This is a genomic window from Streptomyces sp. DT190, assembly GCF_049846985.1.
Lineage (GTDB): Bacteria > Actinomycetota > Actinomycetes > Streptomycetales > Streptomycetaceae > Streptomyces.
The window spans coordinates 42,892-61,366 of the sequence record NZ_JBNCNM010000005.1 but is presented as its reverse complement, the minus strand read 5'-3'; the positions used below and the strand labels follow the sequence as shown (position 1 = coordinate 61,366).

Here is an 18,475-nt window from a genome sequence, read left to right as displayed (position 1 = left end):
AGGGCATGAGGGCCGCCTGAAGTGGCGGACCGGGCCGTCCGCGCACGGGCGCGGGTGTCTTGGACGGGAGGCGGGGGCCGTCGGTGCGAGGTCGGGCGGCTTGCGGGCTGATCGGTCTCGGCCTGGGGGCGATCGGCCGCCCTCCGGGACGGCCCCGGCGGCGCCCGCGTTAAGCGATTTGCATCTGCCCTCGTCATTGACGTAACGTTGCATTCATCGACGCGGGGTGGAGCAGCTCGGTAGCTCGCTGGGCTCATAACCCAGAGGTCGCAGGTTCAAATCCTGTCCCCGCTACTGAAGGCCGAGGGCCGGAATCCGAAAGGGTTCCGGCCCTCGGTGTATGGCGTGTGTACAGCAGAGAGCCCCGGCACCTGAAGGTGCCGGGGCTTTCGTGTGTGTGCGTGGGGCCTACGCGGCCGCGCAGTTCGGGCAGACGCCCCGGTACGTCACCTCGACGTCCGAGACCGTGAAGCCGAAGCGCTCGGAGTCGGGGAGGTCCGCCAGGGGGTTGCCGATCGGATGCACGTCGCGGATCGCGCCGCACTGGGCGCAGACCAGGTGGTGGTGCGGCCGGTGCGCGTTCGGGTCGTACCGCTTGGCGCGCTGGTCGGTGGAGACCTCCAGCACCTCGCCGAGGGTCACGAGCTCACCGAGCGTGTTGTAGACGGTCGCGCGGGAGATCTCGGGCAGCTTGGCGACGGCCCGGGCGTGGACCTCGTCGGCCGTCAGATGGACGTGTTCGCCGTCAAGGACCTCGGCCACGACGCGCCGCTGCGCGGTCATCCGCCATCCGCGTCCGCGCAGGCGTTCCAGAAGGTCACTCATGGCCACCAGCCTAACAGCTAAGGGGACCAGGTCCCGAACAGGTGTGAGATTAGAATCTCGCTTGCTTTAGACAATGTCTATTGTAGGATCGAGAACGGCTTTGGCCAAGAGACAGGTTTGGCCAGGAACGGTGCAGGAGGCGCACGTGACGCAGGGACCGCTTACGACGGAGGCCGGAGCTCCGGTCGCCGACAACCAGAACAGCGAGACGGCGGGCGTCGGCGGCCCGGTCCTCGTCCAGGACCAGCTCCTGCTGGAGAAGCTCGCCCATTTCAACCGGGAGCGGATCCCGGAGCGCGTGGTGCACGCGCGCGGTGCGGGCGCCTACGGCACCTTCACGGTGACCGCCGATGTCACGCCGTACACCCGCGCGGCCTTCCTCTCCGAGGTCGGCAAGGAGACCGAGGTCTTCCTGCGCTTCTCGACGGTGGCCGGCAACCTGGGCGCGGCGGACGCCGTCCGTGACCCCCGCGGCTTCGCGCTGAAGTTCTACACCGAGGAGGGCAACTACGACCTCGTCGGCAACAACACCCCGGTGTTCTTCATCAAGGACGCCATCAAGTTCCCCGACTTCATCCACACCCAGAAGCGCGACCCGTACACCGGCTCGACCGAGGCGGACAACGTGTGGGACTTCTGGAGCCTGTCGCCCGAGTCCACCCACCAGGTGACCTGGCTGTTCGGCGACCGGGGCATCCCGGCCTCCTACCGCCACATGGACGGCTTCGGCTCGCATACCTTCCAGTGGAGCAACGCGGCCGGCGAGGCCTTCTGGGTGAAGTACCACTTCAAGACGGACCAGGGCATCAAGACCCTGACCAGCGCGGAGGCCGCCCGGCTCGCCGGTGAGGACCCCGACTCCCACCAGCGCGACCTGCGCGAGGCGATCGAGCGCGGCGAGTACCCGACCTGGACCGTCGGCGTGCAGATCATGCCCGTGGCCGAGGCGGCGACGTACCGGTTCAACCCGTTCGACCTGACCAAGGTCTGGCCGCACGCGGACTACCCGGTCGTCGAGATCGGCAAGCTGGAGCTGAACCGGAACCCGGAGAACATCTTCGCCGAGGTCGAGCAGTCGATCTTCAGCCCCGCCCACTTCGTGCCGGGCATCGGCCCGTCCCCGGACAAGATGCTCCAGGGCCGCCTCTTCGCCTACGGCGACGCCCACCGCTACCGCGTCGGCATCAACGCCGACCACCTGCCGGTGAACCGTCCGCACGCCACCGTGGCGCGCACCAACTCGCGTGACGGCCACCTCTACGACGGCCGTCACGGGGGCGCGAAGAACTACGAGCCGAACAGCTTCGGCGGGCCGTTCCAGACGGACCGTCCGCTGTGGTCCGCCACGGCCGTGAGCGGCGAGACGGGCAACCACCAGGCTCCGGTGCACGCCGAGGACGACGACTTCGTCCAGGCGGGCAACCTCTACCGGCTCATGTCGGAGGACGAGAAGGAGCGCCTGATCGCCAACCTGGCGGGCTTCATCGCCAAGGTCTCGCGCGACGACATCGTCGAGCGGGCGATCGACAACTTCCGTCGGGCCGACGGAGACTACGGCAAGCGGCTGGAGGCCGCGGTCCAGGCCCTGCGCGGCTGAACTCCAGCACTGGACCGCTTGCGGTAGTGGAACGGGCCGGGTCCCCCTCGGGGGCCCGGTCCGTTCGTGCGCTCCCGTGCCGTCAGGCGGGCACCTGCTGACGCGCCGGTGCCCAGCAGCGGATGATGTCGCGGACCGAGACGACCCCGGCGGGCTCGTCGCGGTCCAGCACGATGAGATGACGGAAACCGCCGTGCGCCATGGCGCCGGCCGCCTCCTCCAGGGTCCAGGTCGGGGTGGCGAAGACGACGTCGTTGGTGGTGTGGGCGTGGGCGCGTTCGGTGTCCGGGTCCTGGCCGCGGCCGACGGAGTTGAGGATGTCGCGTTCGGTGAGGATGCCGATGCCGCCGGCGTCCGGGTCGAGGACGATGGCCGCGCCGACCTTGCGCGCGGACATCAGTGCGGCGGCCTGGCGCAGGGTGTGCGCCGGGCCGATGGTGAGCACGACGGTGCTCATGGCGTCACGGACGAGCATGGATGGAGCCACCTCCTGGGAGTGTCCCCGCCTTTGTTCGACTTTTCACAAGTTCACAAGTGGGGGGACTCTCAGAGTGGCAGGCAAAGGGAGGGTCAACAAGAGGGCGGTCAGTAAAGCTGGTTGAGGTAACCGAGCAACTCGTCGTGCAGCAGGCCGTTCGACGCGGCCGCGTTGCCGCTGTGGGGGCCCGGGCGGCCGTCGAGGCCCGTGAAGGTGCCGCCGGCCTCGGTGACGATGATCGCGTTGGCGGCCATGTCCCACAGCGACAGCTCCGGCTCGGCGCACAGGTCCACGGAGCCCTCCGCGACCATCATGTACGGCCAGAAGTCACCGTACGCGCGCGTGCGCCACACCTCGCGGGTCAGGTCCAGGAAGCCGTCCAGGCGGCCCTGCTCCTCCCAGCCACTGAGCGAGGAGTACGCGAAGGAGGCGTCGGAGAGCCGGGGGACGCGGGAGACGTGCAGCCGGGAGGCCTTGGTGAGGGAGCGGCCGCTGAAGGCGCCGTGGCCCTTCGCCGCCCACCAGCGGCGGCCCAGGGCGGGGGCCGAGACGACGCCGACGACCGGCTCGAAGCCGCCCTCGCCGGCCTCCATCAGGGAGATGAGGGTGGCCCAGACGGGGACGCCGCGGACGTAGTTCTTCGTGCCGTCGATCGGGTCGATCACCCAGCGGCGGGGGCCCGTGCCCTCGACGCCGTACTCCTCGCCGAGGATCGCGTCCCGGGGCCGGGCGCGCTGGAGCTGGCCGCGGATCAGCTCTTCCGCGGCCTTGTCCGCCTCGCTCACCGGGGTCATGTCCGGTTTCGTCTCGACCTTGAGGTCGAGGGCCTTGAACCGGTCCGTCGTCGCGGCGTCGGCGGCGTCCGCGAGAACGTGGGCGAGACGCAGGTCGTCGAGGTAGTCGGGCATGTGACGAACCTATCTGCCGAGGTGGGGATGGGGCCACCGGGGGACGGTGAGGGTGCGGGAGCCGTCCTGTGAGGGACGGGAGTGCGGGGCGCGGGGGCGGGTGAGCGCGCTCGGCGGCGCGGCCGGGGCGAACGCCAACACCCCGCGTGACACGGCCGAAACGCGCCCCCGCGCGCGCTCGCGAACCCTTGACAGTGGTCGCGCGCGCGTCAAACCTGGGCGCAGAGCCGCTCGCCCCAAGGGGAGGCGATGATGCCTGCAGCGCGGGAATCTCTACTGGACGCCGCTTTCGCCGCGCTGGCGCGCCGGCCGTGGTCGGCCGTGCGGATGGTGGACGTGGCCGCAGCGGCCGGCGTGTCCCGGCAGACGCTGTACAACGAGTTCGGCAGCAAGGACGGCCTCGCCCGGGCGCTCGTCAGGAGGGAGGCCGACGGGTATCTCGCCGGGGTCGACCGCGCTCTCGCCGGGTCCACCGACCCGCGCGACCGGCTCACCGCCACCGCCGAGTGGGTCACCTCGGCGGCCCGGGACAACGCCCTGGTCCGCGCGATGCTCACCGGCTGCTGGAGCGAACGCCTGCCGTCGCCGCCCCTGTCGGCCGTCCCGTCGACCTCCGCCGTACCGGCCCAGCGCCGCGCCGACGGCCCCCTGCCCTCGCCCGGCGACTTCGTCGCCCTCGTCCGCGACCGTGCCGTGACCGTCCTGGCCGGACCCGGCACCCCCACGTCCGACACGGCCGAACTGGCCCGCTCCTGCGAACTCGCCGTGCGCCTGGCCCTGTCCTGCGTGGCCGCGCCTCCCGGCGAGGGCGGCGTCGCCGACCTGGTCCGCAGCACCCTTGCCCGGCCGCCCGGCTGACAGGGCGTCAGTGCGCCGAGCCCGACAACTGCAGCCCGACCACGCCGATGATGACCAGGCTGATCGACACGATCTTCAGCGTCGACACCAGGTCGCCCAGGAAGATCATGCCGTAGATGGCCGTCCCCGCCGCCCCGATGCCGGTCCACACCGCGTAGGCGGGTCCCACGTCGAGCTTCTTCAGCGCCAGCGTGAGCAGACCGAAGCTGCCGAGCGCGAAGACGCAGAACGCGATCGTCGGCCAGAGCCGTGTGAAGCCGTGCGACAGCTTCAGGCACACGGCGAAACCGGTCTCGAGCAACCCGGCCACGATGACCAGCAGCCACGCCATGTGTCGTCCTCCCGTAGCCCACGTTCAGTGACCGCTTCGCCTCGTTTTGCTCAGGCTTGCATCCGGCTTGGTGCGATTATGCACTTACCGTCCGCGCGGCAGGACAAACAACGCGGAGGTCAGTCGCCTTCCGTGCGTTCCCGCGAGGACAGCAGCCGCCGCAGCGAATACAGCCGCGCCGGATCCGCGTGCCCCTCGGCCACCCACGCGTCCAGGGCGCAGTCCGGCTCGTCGTGACTGCACGCGCGCGGGCAGCCCTCGGTGCCCGGCTCCAGGTCGGGGAAGGCCTTGATGACCCGGGACGGATCGACGTGGTGCAGCCCGAACGACCGCACGCCCGGCGTGTCGATGACCCAGCCGTCGGTACCGGCCAGCGGCAGCGCCAGCGCCGAGGTGGTGGTGTGCCGGCCCCGGCCCGTCACCGCGTTCACATGCCCGGTCGAACGCCGCCGCTCCTCGGGCACCAGCGCGTTGACCAGGGTCGTCTTGCCGACCCCGGAGTGCCCGACGAACGCGGTGATCCTGCCGTCGAGCTGCTCGCGCACCCGGGCGACGGCGGCGCCGCTCTCCAGCTCCGCACGGCTGGTGACGACGTACGGGATGTCGAGGTCGCCGTAGAGCTCCAGCAGCTTCTCCGGCGGGGCGAGGTCCGACTTGGTCAGCACCAGCAGCGGTTCCAGGCCACCGTCGTAGGCCGCGACCAGACAGCGGTCGATCAGGCGGGGGCGGGGCTCGGGGTCGGCGAGGGCGGTGACGACGGCCAGCTGGTCGGCGTTGGCGACGACCACGCGCTCGTAGGGGTCGTCGTCGTCGGCCGTGCGGCGCAGCACCGACGTGCGCTCCGCGATGCGCACGATCCTCGCCAGGGTGTCCTTCCGGCCCGACAGGTCGCCCACGAGGGCCACCCGGTCGCCGACCACCGCGGCCTTGCGGCCCAGCTCGCGGGCCTTCATCGCCAGGACCACCCGGTCCTCGACGAGGCAGGTCAGGCGGCCCCGGTCCACGGTGAGGACGAGGCCCTCGGCGGCGTCCTCGTGCTTGGGCCGGATGTTCGTCCGGGGCCGGGTGTTCCGGCGGCCCGGGCGCGTGCGGATGTCGTCCTCGTCGGTGTGCTTGCCGTAGCGGCGCATGACTGTTCCCCGCGTCCTACGCCCCGAGCATCCCGGTCCACAGGTCGGGGAAGTCGGGCAGGGTCTTGGCCGTCGTCGCCACGTTCTCGATCTGTACGCCCTCCACCGCCAGGCCGATGATCGCGCCGGCCGTGGCCATGCGGTGGTCGTCGTAGGTGTGGAAGATCCCGCCGTGCAGCCGGCGCGGGCGGATGTGCAGGCCGTCGGCGGTCTCCGTCACGTCACCGCCGAGCTCGTTGATCTCCTTGGTCAGCGCCGCCAGCCGGTCCGTCTCGTGCAGGCGCAGATGGGCCACGCCGCGCAGGGTGGACGGGGAGTCGGCCAGGGCCGCGACGGCGGCGATGCCCGGCGTCAGCTCACCGACCTCGCCGAGGTCGACGTCGATGCCGTGGACCGAACCGGAGCCGGTGAACACCAACCCGAATTCGGTGAGTTCGCAGGAGCCGCCCATCTCGGTGAAGATCTCGCGCAGCCGGTCACCGGGCTGGGTGGTGCGGGCCGGCCAGTCCGGGATGACGACCTTGCCGCCCGTGACCAGGGCCGCCGCGAGGAACGGCTGGGCGTTGGACAGGTCCGGCTCGATGACCAGGTCACGGCCGAGCAGGGCGCCCGGCGTGACCCGCCAGACGTTCGGCTCGCCGCCCGACTCGGGGGTGTCCACCTGGGCGCCGACCGCGCGCAGCATGTCCACGGTCATGCGGATGTGCGGCAGGGAGGGCAGGGTGGCGCCGGTGTGGCGGACCTCGACGCCCTGGTTGAAGCGCGGGCCGGACAGCAGCAGGGCGCTGACGAACTGAGAGGAGTTGGACGCGTCGATCGAGACCGGGCCGCCGTCCAGGGCACCGCTGCCGTGCACGGTCAGCGGCAGCGCGCCGCGGCCGTCGTCGTCGATCCGGGCGCCGAGCTGACGCAGCGCGTCGATGACGCCGTTCAGCGGGCGCTCGTAGGAGCGGGGGTCGCCGTCGAAGCGGACGGGGCCGTCGGCGAGCGCGGCGACGGGCGGCAGGAACCGCATCACCGTGCCGGCGTTGCCGACGTCGACCGTGGCCGGGCCGCGCAGGCCCGTGGGCAGCACCCGCCAGGCCTCGCCGGTGCCGTCGGGGCCCACGCCCTCCTCGATCTCGATCCCCATCGCGCGCAGCGCGCCGGCCATCAGCAGGGTGTCGCGCGAGCGCAGGGGGCGGCGCAGCCAGCCCGGCTCGGAGGCGAGGGCGGCGAGGACGAGGGCGCGATTGGTGACCGACTTGGACCCGGGCACGTGGACCGTCGCGTCGACGGCTCCGCTCGCGTGCGGGGCGGGCCAAAGGGCGGTGTCTGCGGTGTTCGGGACCATGCCTTTACTTTATAAGCAGGCGGTGGTTCGGGGGCGGCTGCTTCGCGGCCGCACGCGCCGGGACCGCCCGCGGTCACAGGTCCAGCAGCCAGCGCCCTCCGCCGAGCAGGGAGCACAGCGACACGGCGTGGAACAGGAAGAACCACAGTCCCGCCGGTACGTGCGTCAGGCGGGAGAGCTGGTCCGCGTCCGAGTCGCCCGCCCCGCCCCGCGCCCGCTTCGCCTGCAGTTCGAAGGCGGGACGCACCCCGCCCAGCAGCAGGAACCACACCACCACGTACGCGAACGCCGCCTGGACCTGGGGCCCGGCCAGCCAGGACACCACGACGAACAGACCACCGGTGATGATCATCGTCAGGGCGCCGTAGGCGTTGCGGATCATCACCAGCATCGCGAGCAGCAGGGCCGTGGCCAGCCACAACAGGAGCGTGATGCGGCCGGCGCCGAGCAGCGCCGCGCCGCCCAGGCCCAGCAGGGGAGGGGCCGTGTAGCCGGCGGCGGCCGTGAGGATCATGCCGATGCCGTGCGGCTTGCCGCGGCTGACGGTCAGGCCGCTGGTGTCCGAGTGCAGCCGTATGCCCGTCAGGGTGCGGCCCGTGAGCAGGGCCACGAGCCCGTGTCCGCCCTCGTGCGCGATGGTGATGGCGTTGCGGGAGACGCGCCACAGCGCGTGCGGGATCACCACGGCGAGCGCGGCCCCCAGGGTCGCGATCACCACCCACAGGTCGGGGTCGGGCTGCGTGCCGGAGACCTCGTCCCAGAGGGAGGCGAGCGAGGCGGTTGCGGTGCTGTCCATGTGCGGCGTGGGCTCCCTGTGGGCGGATGGAATCTGGCAGTGTGGCACGTACGTGCGGACGGTATCCGAGAAGCCTGAGGGCCCGCGGACCCCGTGCGCGACCTCCTGCGGGCACCTGCGGTTTCCTCGGCGCCGGGACCAATCCGCCGCCCCACGGGGACCGGATTACGTCCGGAGATGTCCAACAGCGGAGGCCCCCCTGTGAAAGAAGCCGTGTACATCGGCGGAAGTCCCTCGTCCGAACCGGATCTGCAGGAGCTCGTGGGGCGTGTCGCCCTGGGCGACGAGGACGCGTTCGCCTCCGTCTACGACGCCGTGGCCGGATCCGTCCTGGGCGTCGTGCGGGCCGTGCTGCGCGACCCGGCGCAGTCGGAGGAGGTGGCGCAGGAGGTCCTGGTGGAGGTGTGGCGCACCGCGCCCCGGTACCGGCCCGACCGCGGGACGGCCATCAACTGGATCCTCACGCCGGCCCACCGCCGCGCCGTGGACCGGGTCCGCTCGGTCGAGGGCGAGTCCTACACCGTCAACGACTCCGCCAAGGTGGTGTGCGGCAACGTCAAGACCGCCAACGCCAACGTCCACATCATCGACTCGGTGCTGATGCCCGCGTCCTGACGGTAAGTCAGCCGGGGCCGGGGCCGATGCGGTCCCGGCCCCCCGTCGGCGTTCCACGGGACGTTTTGCGGGCATCCGCGTCACAACGGCGGCCGCGGCGTGTCCGAACGAGTACAGGCCCCTCACCGAGAGCCGAGACGGAAGGACACCACCATGAGCACGCAGACCGCAGTCACCACCGGCACCCCTGGCGTCGGGGCCCGGGGCGTTGCGGGTCGAGGAGGTGGACCCCGGTGGTCATCGCGGCGGCGGTGAGCGGCACCCTGCTCTTCATGCACTGCTTCCTCGCTCAGTTCCGCCCCGGCGGCGCCGGGCCGCTGCGGCTCGTCGCGCCGGGTGGCAGCGTGCGTGCCCGAGCGCTCGCCGACGCGCCGGCCCTGCGTGCGGCGACGGTCCCGGGCGCCGCCCCCGGCCGCGCCCGCGTCCTGCCCCGGCGGGGGCACCGGCGGGAGGCGCGGCTGCCCGTCCGGCCCGGGCCGGACACGGCCCGGCAGGCCGTCCTGCCCCCGTCGTGCGCGGTGACGGCCGGGACCGCCGAGTCGGCGGTGCCCACCGCGTACCCCTCCTCGCGCCTCAGCGCCGCGTCCCCCCGGCTGCGCCGTGTCCGCTGACCCGCACCCGCAGCCGCACCCCGGCGCCGCCCGCCCCGCCCCCCGCCGCACCGCCGCCCCCCGGCCGCCCGCCTCCTGGTGGCCCGCGCTGCGGCGCACCCCGGTGTCCCTGTGGAACGACGACATCACCGACTACGCGGCGGCCCTGACGTACTACGCCATCCTGGCGGTGCTGCCCGCCATGCTCGCCACGGTCCTGGCGTTCGGCCTGGTCAGCCCCGAAACGGCGAAGGAGTTCGTCACCCACGTCACCGCGTACGCGCCCGCCGAGTCCGCCGGGGAGCTGCACGCGGCCCTGTCCCGGATGCTCAACGCGGACGGCGGGGCGTGGCCGCTGCTGACGGCCGGTACCGTCAGCGCGCTGTGGTCCGCCTCCAGCTACCTCGCCGTCTTCCGCCGCGTCCTGCACCGCATGCACCGGATCGAGGACTGCCGTTCGCCCTGGCGCAAGGCCCACCGGATCGTGCTCACGGCGTTCGCCCTGCTCGCGCTGCTCCTGACCGGCTCCCTCGCCCTGCTGCTGACCGGGCCGCTGGCGGAGACCGTGGGCCGGGCGCTGGGCCTGGGCGGCACGGCGGCCTGGAGCTGGAGCGTGCTGCGCTGGCCCCTGCTGCTGTGCCTGGTGGCGCTGCTCGTCGTGGTCGTCTTCCACACCGGCCCGGCCCCCGCCCGCCGGCGCGGGCTCTACCTGCCCGGCGGTGTCCTCGCCGCCGTCCTGTGGCTGATCGTCTCGACCGGCTTCGCGCTGTACACCTCCACCCTGGGCGCGTACAGCAGGCTCTACGGCTCGCTCGCGGGCGTCGTCGTCTTCTTCGTCTGGCTGTGGCTGTCCAACCTCGCGCTGCTCACGGGGGCGCAGTTCGCAGCCGAACTCGCGAAGGACGGCGCCCCCGGCCGCGACTCCGGGCCCGGCCCCACCGGGTGAGACGGGGCGGGCCCGGCGCCCGCCGGGACACGGTCGATCGCGCCGGGCGCCGTCTGCGATTCTTGGACGTGTCCCGGTGGCCGGGACACCAGAGCAGCGAGGAGACGTCGTCGGCGCACGCCGCTCCGCAGCGCCGGGACGGCCCGACCGCCGCGGCGACAGCGGTGGTGGCGCCTCGGGGACCGTGCCGGGTGAAGCGGCATGATCCCGCGTCTCCGCGGGTCGGAGGGGTGTCGGACATGTGCGGACGGTATGCGGCGAGTCGTCGGCCGGAGGATCTCGCGGGCATCTTCGAGATCGAGAAGTGGGAGCCCGAGGAGACCCTCGAACCCGACTACAACGTGGCGCCCACCAAAGAGGTCTACGCCGTCCTCGACCGCCCCGTGAAGGACGCGGGCGACCCGCGGCCGGTCCGCCAGCTGCGCACGCTCAAGTGGGGCCTCGTCCCGTCCTGGTCGAAGACGCCCGAGGGCGGCGCCCGGATGATCAACGCCCGCGCGGAGACCGTCCACGAGAAGCCGTCCTACCGCCGCGCCTTCAGCTCCCGGCGCTGCATCCTGCCCGCCGACGGCTACTACGAGTGGGTCACCGGCACGCAGGAGCGCGAGCTGGAGGTCGAGGGCAAGAAGAAGCGCCCCCGCAAGCAGCCCTACTTCGTCACCCCGGCGGACGGGTCGGTCTTCGCGATGGCCGGGCTGTACGAGTTCTGGCGGGACAGGACCCTGCCGGACGACCACCCGCAGGCCTGGTGGGTGACGTGCTCCGTCATCACCACCGAGGCCGAGACGGGCCCGCTCGGGGTGGCGCCGGCCGAGGGCCCCCGGGCGCTGGCCGACATCCACCCCCGGATGCCGCTGATGCTGACGCCCGACCGCTGGGACGACTGGCTGGACCCGTCCCGCACGGACGTCGACGGCCTGCGCGAACTGCTCGCCCCGCCGCCCGCCGGGCTGATGCGCGCCTACCCCGTCACCACGGCCGTCAGCAACGTCCGCAACAACGGGCCGGAGCTGCTGAAGGAGCTGGAAGGGCCCGAGGAGGGCACACTCTTCTGACGTGACCGATGTGAACGACGGGGCCGGCGCGGCCCGTGAGACGACCGAGACCGTCGAGACCGAGACCGGAACCGCCCGCATCACCTGGCACACGGCGCACGAGCCCCGGCTGGTGCTCGCCGTCAGCCACGGCGCCGGCGGCGGCATCGAGGCCCGCGACCTGCGGGCCCTCGCCGCCGTCCTGCCCGCCCACGGCGTGACCGTGGCCCGCGTGGAGCAGCCCTGGCGGGTGGCAGGGAAGAAGCTCGCGCCCGCGCCGAGGACGCTCGACACCGGCTGGCGCGGCATCTGGCCCGCGCTGGCCGCGCCCGGACTGCCGGTGATCTCCGGCGGCCGCAGCGCCGGGGCCCGGGTCGCCTGCCGTACCGCGCGCGAGCTGGGCGCCCACGCGGTCCTCGCCCTGAGCTTCCCGCTCCATCCGCCCGGCAGGCCGGAGAAGTCCCGGGCCGGGGAACTGCTGGACTCGGGCGTGCCCACCCTGGTCGTCCAGGGCGGCAACGACCCGTTCGGGAAGCCGGCGGAGTTCCCCGAGGGCGACTACCGGCTCGTGGAGGTTCCGTACGGGGATCACGGCTTCGCCGTGCCCGCGCGTGCGGAGATCTCGCAGGAAGAGGCCGTGGCGGTCGTCACGGACGCGGTGACCGGGTGGGCCGGGTCACTCGGGTAAAGCTTCGGGAATGCCGGGACGGCGGTCACTGTTGTGCGGGACGTACGTGCTGGGGACCAGCACCGACGCCGTAGGAGAGGAAGTCCGCCGCATGGGTTCGACCTTCTGCCCGAGCCGAAGCAGCCGTGCCGACCTGGAGTGGACGGTGCTGCACGCGGCCAGGACCGCCCCGATTCGGGCGGCGGGCGGACCGGATCGTCGTCTATCCTCCGATTCGGGTGAGACCGGTCTCGGTCTCACGAGAACACTGGAGGAGGTGGGTCCGGTCACTGGGACCGACGCAGGGACCGAACACGGCCAGGCGGAGCAGCCCGAGGGCCAGGGCGGTACGAGCACGGAGACCGCCACGGAGCGCAGTGCGCGCTTCGAGCGGGACGCGCTCGAGTTCCTCGACCAGATGTACTCGGCCGCGCTGCGCATGACGCGCAACCCGGCCGACGCCGAGGACCTGGTGCAGGAGACGTACGCCAAGGCGTACGCGTCCTTCCACCAGTTCCGCGAGGGCACCAACCTCAAGGCGTGGCTGTACCGGATCCTCACCAACACCTTCATCAACTCGTACCGCAAGAAGCAGCGGGAACCGCAGCGCTCGGCGGCCGAGGAGATCGAGGACTGGCAGCTCGCCCGCGCCGAGTCGCACATGTCGACGGGTCTGCGCTCCGCCGAGTCGCAGGCGCTCGACCACCTGCCCGACTCGGACGTGAAGCAGGCGCTCCAGGCGATCCCCGAGGAGTTCCGCATCGCCGTCTATCTGGCCGATGTCGAGGGCTTTGCCTACAAGGAGATCGCCGACATCATGGGGACACCCATCGGAACGGTGATGTCCCGGCTGCACCGCGGCCGCCGCCAGCTGCGCGGCATGCTGGAGGACTACGCCCGTGAGCGGGGGATGGTTCCGGCCGGCGCCGGAGAGTCGAACGAAGCGAAAGGCTCGGGGTCATGAGCTGCGGAGAGCCGCACGAGACGGATTGCAGCGAAATCCTCGATCATCTCTACGAGTTCCTCGACCGTGAGATGCCGGACTCGGACTGCGTGAAGTTCGAGCACCACTTCGAGGAATGCTCGCCGTGTCTGGAGAAGTACGGCCTGGAGCAGGCTGTGAAGAAGCTCGTCAAGCGCTGCTGCGGGCACGACGACGTCCCCGGGGACCTGCGCGCCAAGGTCATGGGGCGGATCGACCTGATCCGCTCCGGCCAGGCCGTCCCCGAGCAGGACGTCACGGCCTCACCGGCCACACCGCAGGAGTCCTGACACCCCTGCGCTTTACACCTACCCCTCCTCTGCCGGGGTAGTCGCACTCGAACGCATCACTCGAACGTGCTAATCCGCGGGTTATCGGCCCGCGGACCCCCCTTCCGCCGCCCTAGGCTCCCGTGCCTGACGGACAGGGCCGGGGAGGGACGCATGGAAGCGGTACCGGCACGGACACGTGTGTATGTCGGCTGTGTCGTGGTCGCCGCGGTCCTCTGCCTGCTGCCGCTGCCGGGCGTGCGCGCGCCCTGGTGGGCGGTCGCACTGCTGGCCGCGCTGTACGCCGGGTGCGAGCGGATCGCCCGGTCCCGGTTCGTGGGGCTCTCGTACCCGGCCGGCACCTTCTACCCCGTGCTGCTCGCCGGCGCGTTCCTGCTGCCCGCGCCGGCCGCCGCCCTGGTGGCGGTGCCCGGCGCGCTGCTCTCGCACGTCGCGCACCGGCCGGTGGCGCTGCGGCGGCTGTGGCGGGCCGCCCAGCTCGTCCTCGGCGTGTGGGCGGCGGCCCGGGTGCACTGGCTGCTCGGCGGCCGGGACGCGGTCGTCGCCGGGGACGTCCCCTACGCGCTCGGCCCGGCCGGTGCGGCCGTGCTGGCGTTCTGCCTGGTGCTGGCGGTGCTGGACGGCGGCATCCTGGCCGTGGCCGAGCGCGTGCCGCTGCGGCGGGCCTGGCGGGGGCTGGTGGCGCGCTCGCTCGCGCCGATCGCCGTGCACGGGCTGGCCGGGCTGATGATGGCCGTGCTGTGGCGCAGCCCGTACGGGCCCGTGGCCGCGCTGCTGGTGCTGCTGCCGATGTGCGTCTCGTGGTGGGCGTTCGCCCAGTACCACCGGGAACGGGCGGCCCACCAGGCGACCATCCGGGCCCTGGTGCAGGCCGTCGACATCAAGGACGGGTACACGCGCGGGCACAGCGAGCGCGTCGGGCACGCCTCCATGATGATCGCCCGCGAGCTGGGCATGGACGACGAGCGCGTCGAGGTGCTCCGCTTCGCCGGGATCCTGCACGACGTGGGCAAGCTCGGCGTGCCCACCCGGCTGCTCCGCAAGGACGGGCCGCTCACCCCCGAGGAGCGGCGGGTGATCGAGCTGCACCCCGAGTACGGGCACGAGATGGTGCGCGGCATCGGCTTCCTCGGAGAGGCCCGGGCCGCCGTGCTGCACCACCACGAGCGGCTGGACGGCAGCGGGTACCCGTACGGGCTGGTGGGCCGTCAGATCCCGGAGTCCGCCCGGGTGGTGGCGGTCGCGGACGCCTTCGACGCCATGACCTCCAACCGCTGCTACAGCAGGGCCCGGCCCGTGCCGGTGGCCCTCGCGGAGCTGGAGCGCTGCGCGGGCAGCCAGTTCGACCCGGAGATGGTCACGGCCCTGGTCGAGGCCGTGGCCCGGGCGGGGTGGCGGCCCGCGGTGACCGCGGACGATGCGGCGGGGGGCGAGGAGAACACCTCCGGAGCACCGGGCGGGCGGGGCGGGCGAGCCCGCGAAGGCGACCGGGCCGGCGACGCCGGTCAGGCGGGCCAGGCTGGTCAGGCGGGCCAGGCTGGTCAGGCTGGTCAGGCGGGCCAGGCTGGTCAGGCTGGTCAGGCTGGTCAGGCGGGCCAGGCTGGTCAGGCGGGCCAGGCTGGTCAGGCGGGCCAGGCTGGTCAGGCAGGCCAGGCCGGTGAGGCGAGCCAGGCCGGTCAGGCCGGTGAGGCGGGCCACGGGGACCGTAGGCCCGGGGTGCCCCCGCCCGGCGCTCCCGTCGCCGGACGGCCGGGGGCGCATCGATGAGCACCGACCGTCCGCCCCCGCTCCTCTCCCTCGTGCACGCCTGCGCCGCCGTCCTCGCCGCCGGCTCCCTCGGTGCCACCCTCTACAGCGGTCTGGAGGAACGCCCGGTCGCCCTCGCCTTCGGCGTGCTCGTCGCCGTCGGCGAGCTCACCCGGCACAACGACGCCCAGGTCAGGGAGCCGGCACCGCTCGGAGCCGCAGCGGCCCTGTCGTACGCGCTGCTCGGGGAGGCCGGCGGGCGGGCCACGCACCACGGGCCCGCCCAGGTGGTCGCCGTCGTGCTGGCCGCCTCGCTGCTCGGCAGCGTGCCGCACGTGGCACGCGGGCAGGGGCCCACGCTCGACCACCTCGCCCGCCGCGTGCTCACCGTCGGGTTCGTCGCCGTGTGCTTCCAGCCCCCGTACAACCGGGGCATGTTCGACGACTGGGGCGGACCCGCCTACGCGCTGCTGCTGCTCGCGCTGCTGTCCCTGACCGCGCTGTGCGACGCGGTGCTCGCGGCCGCGCTGGCGCACTCCCGCACCGGCTGGCCGTTCGGGCCGGTGCTGCGCGACGAGCTGCGGGCCGTGCACGGCATCGGGTCCGCCGTCATCGCGACCGGGGCGGTGATGGCACTGGCGGTCGCCGTGGTGGGGCTGTGGGCGCTGCCCGTCTTCTCCGTGCCGCTGCTGCTCGCCCAGCTGTCCTTCCGCCGCTACGCCGCCGTCCGGGCGACCTACCGGCAGACCATCGCCTCCCTCGCGCGGGCCACCGAGGTCGCCGGGTACACCCCCGCCGGGCACGCCCGCCGGGTCGCCGCCCTCAGCCTCGCCGTCGGGCGTGACCTGGGCCTCACCGAGCCGGAGCTGGGGGTGCTGGAGTACGCGGCCCTCATGCACGACATCGGGCAGCTGAGCCTCGTCGACCCCGTGCCGGCGGGCGCCACCGCCGCCCTGCCCGCCGCGGAGCAGCGCAGGATCGCGCTCCTCGGCGGGGCCGTGGTCCGGCAGACGGGGGTGGACGAGGCGGTCGCCGTGGTCGTGGAGCGGCAGGCCGACCCGTACGCGGAGCAGCCGCTCGCCGCACGGATCGTGCGGGCCGTGAACGCGTACGAGGAGAAGTCCAGGGAAGGCGGCCCGGGCGGGTCGCTGACGGCGCTGGAGGAACTCCGGCTCGCCACCGCCGGGGAGTACGCGCCGGAAGTGGTGGAATCACTGGCCCGGGTACTGGCAAGGAGCAGTCTGACGCTGCCCGTGGCTGGGTAACCCATGGGTAATGAGCGCCCCCGAGGCCGTACGTGGTTGGATGCGAAGGAGAAGGTGTCCGGGGGCTCGAAACACAGCTACGGCCAGCCCACCGCACGGAACTGGCAGGCGGGAATCGTGAGGATCTTCGGCAAGGGACGGCACCGGCCCTCCGCCTCCTGGCGGCAGGCCACGGACCGGGCATTCACTCTCATCGGCGACGGCCGGTACGAGGACGCGGGCGCACTGCTGACACGTGCCGCCGATCTGGAGCCCTGGCTGTCGGAGTCCTGGTTCAACCTCGCCCTGCTGCACAAGTTCCGGCACGACTGGGAGCAGGCCAGGGCCGCGGGCCTGCGGGCCGTGGCCCTGCTCGACCGGGACACCGGCGCGCCCGACTGGTGGAACGTCGGCATCGCGGCCACCGCCCTGCAGGACTGGCCGCTGGCCCGGCGCGCCTGGCAGGCCTACGGGCTGCGGGTGCCGGGCGCGGCGAACGACTCCGGGGAGCCCGTCGGCATGGACCTCGGCAGCGCGGCCGTACGGCTGTCCCCGGAAGGGGAGGCCGAGGTCGTGTGGGGGCGGCGGCTGGATCCCGCGCGGATCGAGGTGCTGTCCATCCCGCTGCCGTCCTCGGGACGGCGCTGGGGCGAAGTCGTCCTGCACGACGGGGTGCCGCACGGCGAGCGGACCACGGCGGTGGGGCACACCTACCCGGTGTTCGACGAGATCGAGCTGTGGGCGCCGTCGCCGGTGCCGACCTGGGTGGTGCTGCTGGAGGCGGCGACGGAGGCCGACCGGGACGCGCTGGAGCAGCTGGCCGCGGACGCCGGGTTCGCCGCGGAGGACTGGTCCTCCTCGGTGCGGCTGCTGTGCCGGATGTGCTCGGAGTCACGGATGCCGTCGGACGAGGGCGACGGGGAGCACCTGGACCCGCACGACCACAGTGAGCCGGGGCATCCCGGGCCGCTGGGGCACCGGACGGACGGGCAGCTGTGGGTGCCGGAGCGGGAGTGCGGGCTGGCCGCGCCGGCCGCGCTGGTGAGGGGGTTGCTGGACGGGTGGGTTGCCGACAGTCCGGATTCCCGGGACTGGCGGGATCTGGAAGAGGTCTGTTAGGCCGTCGCCCGGGTGCGGGCTCGTGGTGGTTGTTCGCGCGGTTCCCCGCGCCCCTGAGGGGGCGCCTTCCCCGTACCCTGTATCAGCATCTCGGCTCGGATTTGTTCAGGAAGGCGTACGTAACGTCATGGCTCAGCAGGACACCGATCAGCAGCACGTGGGCGTACTCCCCGTCGACGACGAGGGGTACGTGATCGACACGGAGGACTGCGAGCAGCGCGAGGCGGCCTGGCGGGAGCGGGGGACCTCGCGGCCGATCACCGTGGTCGGGAACCCGGTGCTGCACAAGGAGTGCAAGGACGTCACCGAGTTCGGCGAGGAGCTGCAGCAGCTCGTCGCGGACATGTTCGCCAGCCAGCGCACCGCCGAGGGCGTGGGCCTCGCCGCAAACCAGATCGGCGTCGACGCGAAGGTCTTCGTCTACGACTGCCCCGACGACGAGGGCGTCCGGCACACCGGTGTCGTCTGCAACCCGAAGCTGGTCGAACTGCCCGCCGAGAAGCGCCGGCTGGACGACAGCAACGAGGGCTGCCTGTCGGTGCCGACCGCGTACGCGCCGCTCGCCCGGCCCGACTACGCCGAGGTGACCGGGCAGGACGAGCAGGGCAATCCGATCAAGGTGCGCGGCACCGGATACTTCGCGCGGTGTTTGCAGCACGAGACGGATCACCTGTACGGCTACCTGTACATCGACCGGCTCTCCAAGCGCGAGCGCAAGGACGCGCTGCGCCAGATGGCCGAGAACGAGCCCCGCTACCCCGTGGTGGCCAACGACTGACACCTCAGACGCACCACGCGAACGGCGCCTGTCCGGGTCTCCCACCCCGGACAGGCGCCGTTCGTCTGTGTCGTTCGCCTCTCCGTCGCACGTTCGAACGCTGTCGCTCTCCCGGTGATCCGGCACCCGTCACACAACGGGAGGATCCCGGCAGTGTGGGGGAGTGAATGAAGCAAATACGTTCCCAGAACGGTCAGTTGTAGTGCTG

At 72.6% G+C, this 18,475-nt stretch carries 19 protein-coding genes, 1 tRNA gene and 1 pseudogene; 14 read left to right on the top strand and 7 right to left on the bottom strand.

Going from position 1 to position 18,475, the window contains the following annotated elements; genetic code table 11:
• Positions 1-220 precede the first annotated feature (220 nt).
• A tRNA-Met gene (locus ACPXCS_RS11695) sits at positions 221-294 on the top strand.
• 114 nt (positions 295-408) lie between these two features.
• Here ACPXCS_RS11695 and ACPXCS_RS11690 read toward each other — a convergent pair.
• Complete coding sequence (locus ACPXCS_RS11690) at positions 409-825, bottom strand: Fur family transcriptional regulator (protein ID WP_425946475.1); 417 nt, start codon at positions 823-825, stop codon at positions 409-411.
• 145 nt (positions 826-970) lie between these two features.
• On the opposite strand from ACPXCS_RS11690, the gene ACPXCS_RS11685 reads away from it, so the two are divergent.
• Complete coding sequence (locus tag ACPXCS_RS11685; protein ID WP_425946474.1) at positions 971-2,422, top strand: catalase; 1,452 nt, start codon at positions 971-973, stop codon at positions 2,420-2,422.
• An 82-nt stretch (positions 2,423-2,504) separates the two neighbouring features.
• Here the strand turns inward: ACPXCS_RS11685 and ACPXCS_RS11680 are convergent, their stop codons facing one another.
• Positions 2,505-2,897 (bottom strand): CBS domain-containing protein, encoded by a 393-nt coding sequence (locus ACPXCS_RS11680; RefSeq protein WP_309095377.1) that lies wholly within the window; start codon positions 2,895-2,897, stop codon positions 2,505-2,507.
• Between the two features lie 110 nt (positions 2,898-3,007).
• On the bottom strand, positions 3,008-3,808 hold the full coding sequence (gene hisN / locus ACPXCS_RS11675; protein ID WP_425946473.1) for a histidinol-phosphatase: 801 nt from the start codon (positions 3,806-3,808) through the stop codon (positions 3,008-3,010).
• A 249-nt stretch (positions 3,809-4,057) separates the two neighbouring features.
• On the opposite strand from hisN, the gene ACPXCS_RS11670 reads away from it, so the two are divergent.
• Complete coding sequence (locus tag ACPXCS_RS11670; protein ID WP_425946472.1) at positions 4,058-4,666, top strand: TetR/AcrR family transcriptional regulator; 609 nt, start codon at positions 4,058-4,060, stop codon at positions 4,664-4,666.
• 7 nt (positions 4,667-4,673) lie between these two features.
• On the opposite strand, the gene ACPXCS_RS11665 is transcribed toward ACPXCS_RS11670, so the two are convergent.
• From ACPXCS_RS11665 to ACPXCS_RS11650, 4 genes are all read right to left on the bottom strand, one after another.
• Positions 4,674-4,997 (bottom strand): DMT family transporter, encoded by a 324-nt coding sequence (locus tag ACPXCS_RS11665; RefSeq protein ID WP_425946471.1) that lies wholly within the window; start codon positions 4,995-4,997, stop codon positions 4,674-4,676.
• Positions 4,998-5,116: 119 nt separating this feature from the next.
• Positions 5,117-6,127, bottom strand: a complete 1,011-nt coding sequence (gene rsgA, locus ACPXCS_RS11660) for a ribosome small subunit-dependent GTPase A (protein WP_425946470.1) — start codon at positions 6,125-6,127, stop codon at positions 5,117-5,119.
• A 16-nt stretch (positions 6,128-6,143) separates the two neighbouring features.
• Positions 6,144-7,460, bottom strand: coding sequence for a 3-phosphoshikimate 1-carboxyvinyltransferase (gene aroA, locus ACPXCS_RS11655; RefSeq protein ID WP_425946469.1), 1,317 nt, complete (start codon positions 7,458-7,460; stop codon positions 6,144-6,146).
• Positions 7,461-7,533: 73 nt separating this feature from the next.
• On the bottom strand, positions 7,534-8,256 hold the full coding sequence (locus tag ACPXCS_RS11650) for a M50 family metallopeptidase (protein WP_425946468.1): 723 nt from the start codon (positions 8,254-8,256) through the stop codon (positions 7,534-7,536).
• A gap of 201 nt (positions 8,257-8,457) precedes the next feature.
• Between ACPXCS_RS11650 and ACPXCS_RS11645 the strand changes: the two genes are divergently transcribed.
• The 11 genes and pseudogenes from ACPXCS_RS11645 to def all read left to right on the top strand — a co-directional run bounded on the left by ACPXCS_RS11645 (position 8,458) and on the right by def (position 18,267).
• Entirely contained in the window at positions 8,458-8,871 is a 414-nt protein-coding gene (locus ACPXCS_RS11645; protein ID WP_425946467.1) for a sigma factor, read from the top strand.
• 233 nt (positions 8,872-9,104) lie between these two features.
• Positions 9,105-9,482, top strand: a complete 378-nt coding sequence (locus tag ACPXCS_RS11640; protein ID WP_425946466.1) for a hypothetical protein — start codon at positions 9,105-9,107, stop codon at positions 9,480-9,482.
• Positions 9,472-10,407 (top strand): YihY/virulence factor BrkB family protein, encoded by a 936-nt coding sequence (locus ACPXCS_RS11635; protein WP_425946465.1) that lies wholly within the window; start codon positions 9,472-9,474, stop codon positions 10,405-10,407. Before ACPXCS_RS11640 ends, ACPXCS_RS11635 begins: the two co-directional genes overlap by 11 nt.
• Positions 10,408-10,646: 239 nt before the next feature.
• Positions 10,647-11,462 carry an SOS response-associated peptidase gene (locus ACPXCS_RS11630; protein ID WP_425946464.1) on the top strand — a complete coding sequence of 272 codons (816 nt, stop codon included), beginning with the start codon at positions 10,647-10,649 and terminating at the stop codon, positions 11,460-11,462.
• Position 11,463: 1 nt separating this feature from the next.
• A complete protein-coding gene (locus tag ACPXCS_RS11625; RefSeq protein ID WP_425946462.1) occupies positions 11,464-12,129 on the top strand; it encodes an alpha/beta family hydrolase in 666 nt (221 codons plus the stop codon).
• A gap of 256 nt (positions 12,130-12,385) precedes the next feature.
• The gene (sigR, locus tag ACPXCS_RS11620; RefSeq protein ID WP_425946461.1) at positions 12,386-13,072 is read left to right on the top strand and encodes an RNA polymerase sigma factor SigR; all 687 of its coding nucleotides are present in this window, start codon (positions 12,386-12,388) and stop codon (positions 13,070-13,072) included.
• On the top strand, positions 13,069-13,380 hold the full coding sequence (rsrA, locus tag ACPXCS_RS11615) for a mycothiol system anti-sigma-R factor (protein WP_309095367.1): 312 nt from the start codon (positions 13,069-13,071) through the stop codon (positions 13,378-13,380). The genes sigR and rsrA overlap by 4 nt, the downstream gene beginning before the upstream one ends.
• Before the next feature lie 153 nt (positions 13,381-13,533).
• Positions 13,534-14,835 (top strand): annotated as a pseudogene (locus tag ACPXCS_RS11610) (HD-GYP domain-containing protein); the annotation flags it as partial.
• Between the two features lie 308 nt (positions 14,836-15,143).
• Entirely contained in the window at positions 15,144-16,391 is a 1,248-nt protein-coding gene (locus tag ACPXCS_RS11605; protein WP_425946460.1) for an HD domain-containing protein, read from the top strand.
• 117 nt (positions 16,392-16,508) lie between these two features.
• Positions 16,509-17,489: a tetratricopeptide repeat protein gene (locus tag ACPXCS_RS11600; RefSeq protein WP_425946708.1), complete on the top strand. Its 981-nt coding sequence runs from the start codon at positions 16,509-16,511 to the stop codon at positions 17,487-17,489.
• A 127-nt stretch (positions 17,490-17,616) separates the two neighbouring features.
• Positions 17,617-18,267 (top strand): peptide deformylase, encoded by a 651-nt coding sequence (def, locus tag ACPXCS_RS11595; RefSeq protein ID WP_425946459.1) that lies wholly within the window; start codon positions 17,617-17,619, stop codon positions 18,265-18,267.
• Positions 18,268-18,475 lie beyond the last annotated feature (208 nt).

Excerpts from the sequence above, each read along its gene's own strand:
- ACPXCS_RS11690 (WP_425946475.1), bottom strand. The coding sequence starts at position 825 with ATGAGTGACCTTCTGGAACGCCTGCGCGGACGCGGATGGCGGATGACC.
- ACPXCS_RS11680 (WP_309095377.1), bottom strand. The coding sequence starts at position 2,897 with ATGCTCGTCCGTGACGCCATGAGCACCGTCGTGCTCACCATCGGCCCG.
- hisN (WP_425946473.1), bottom strand. The coding sequence starts at position 3,808 with ATGCCCGACTACCTCGACGACCTGCGTCTCGCCCACGTTCTCGCGGAC.
- ACPXCS_RS11670 (WP_425946472.1), top strand. The coding sequence starts at position 4,058 with ATGATGCCTGCAGCGCGGGAATCTCTACTGGACGCCGCTTTCGCCGCG.
- ACPXCS_RS11665 (WP_425946471.1), bottom strand. The coding sequence starts at position 4,997 with ATGGCGTGGCTGCTGGTCATCGTGGCCGGGTTGCTCGAGACCGGTTTC.
- rsgA (WP_425946470.1), bottom strand. The coding sequence starts at position 6,127 with ATGCGCCGCTACGGCAAGCACACCGACGAGGACGACATCCGCACGCGC.
- aroA (WP_425946469.1), bottom strand. The coding sequence starts at position 7,460 with ATGGTCCCGAACACCGCAGACACCGCCCTTTGGCCCGCCCCGCACGCG.
- ACPXCS_RS11650 (WP_425946468.1), bottom strand. The coding sequence starts at position 8,256 with ATGGACAGCACCGCAACCGCCTCGCTCGCCTCCCTCTGGGACGAGGTC.
- ACPXCS_RS11630 (WP_425946464.1), top strand. The coding sequence starts at position 10,647 with ATGTGCGGACGGTATGCGGCGAGTCGTCGGCCGGAGGATCTCGCGGGC.
- rsrA (WP_309095367.1), top strand. The coding sequence starts at position 13,069 with ATGAGCTGCGGAGAGCCGCACGAGACGGATTGCAGCGAAATCCTCGAT.
- ACPXCS_RS11605 (WP_425946460.1), top strand. The coding sequence starts at position 15,144 with ATGAGCACCGACCGTCCGCCCCCGCTCCTCTCCCTCGTGCACGCCTGC.
- def (WP_425946459.1), top strand. The coding sequence starts at position 17,617 with ATGGCTCAGCAGGACACCGATCAGCAGCACGTGGGCGTACTCCCCGTC.